General features: G+C 63.6%; 1 protein-coding gene. It reads right to left on the reverse strand.

The genetic code is table 11. From position 1 onward, the window contains the following. The coding region (glnD, locus tag EN939_RS34005; protein WP_127271803.1) for a [protein-PII] uridylyltransferase at positions 1 to 1,452 on the reverse strand (1,452 nt) is incomplete at both ends.

Genomic DNA, 1,452 nt, shown 5'->3' on the forward strand with positions numbered 1-1,452 from the left:
ATCTTGAACACCTTGGAGCCGCGCCGCGGCTTGGTGCGCTTCTCGATCATTTCCGGCAGCCAGCTCTTGCCCGACAGCACGTCCTCGATCAGCCGGCCGACACGCTCGGCACGCCGGCGCTCATCCTCGTCGCGATCGAATTCTCTGCTGATCAGGATCGTGTCGAGGGCGCGGCCATCCGACGTCGTGAAGATCTGCGCGTCGACAATGTTGCCGCCGGCTCCGGCGCAAGCCCCGGCGATGACCGAGAGCAGACGGGGGTGGTCCTGCGCCAGCACGGTGATTTCGGTCACCGCCTCGAACTGGTGGGTCTTGACCATGGTGGCAAGCTTGTTGCCTGACACGTCGGCTTCGCGGATGAACTCGGCATGGCGCAACTGGTCTGCGAGATCGACGGTCAAAAGGTAATTCTCGTAGTGTTGGCCGACATAGCGCTTGCGGGCTTTGTCCGGCCAGTCGGCAAGCGCCTCGGCCAGGCGCTCGCGCGCCGCCGCCGTGCGCTGCGCGCGCGACACTTCCGAAAACCCGCCGGTCAGCAGCAATTCGGTCTCGTAGTAGAGCGTGCGCAGCAGCTGGCCCTTCCAGCCGTTCCAGACACCGGGTCCGACGCCCCTGATGTCGCAGACGGTGAGGATCAAAAGCAGCTTCAGCCGCTCGACCGACTGCACGATCGCGGCAAAATCCTCGATGGTCTTGCGGTCGTTGAGGTCGCGGGTCTGCGCCGTCATCGACATCACGAGGTGGTTCTCGACCAGCCAGGCCACGGTTTCGGTATCGGCAGGCGACAGCCCCATATGCGGGCAGATGCGACGGGCGATCCTGGCCCCGGCCTCGGAATGGTCCTCCGGCCTGCCTTTGGCGATGTCGTGCAGCAGTACGGCGACATAGAGCGCCTCGCGGCTCTTCTTCAGGCCCGGCATCAGCGTGTGCGACAAGGGGTGGACCTTTTCGCCGTCGCCGCGCTCGATCTCGGCCAGCACGCCGATGCAGCGGATCAGATGCTCGTCCACCGTGTAGTGGTGGTACATCGAGAACTGCATCATGGCGACGATCTTGCCGAAATCCGGGATCAGCCTGCCGAGCAGTCCGGCTTCGTTCATGCGACGCAGATTGAGTTCGGCATTGCGATCCGAGGTCAATATGTCGAGGAACAGCCGGTTGGCCTCCTCGTCGCGCCGCAGCGACTTGTTGACCAGGCCGAGCGAACGGGTCAGCAGCTTCAGCGCGTCAGGGTGGAATTCCAGACCGTGCTTGTCGGCGAACCAGAACAGCCTGAGCAGATTGACCGGATCGCGCTCGAACACCTGGTCGTCGGCGATGTTGATGCGGTGGTTGTCGACAATGAAGTCGGAAGTACCGGCCAGCTTGCGCTTGCGCCTGGAGAAAGTCAGGAAGATGCGGTTGAAGCCAGGTACGTGCTTGGCCTGCTCCTCCTCGAGCGCGGCGCAGAAG

The sequence above is a fragment of the Mesorhizobium sp. M7A.F.Ca.CA.002.05.1.1 genome (assembly GCF_003998335.1).
In the GTDB taxonomy this organism is placed as follows: Bacteria; Pseudomonadota; Alphaproteobacteria; order Rhizobiales; family Rhizobiaceae; genus Mesorhizobium.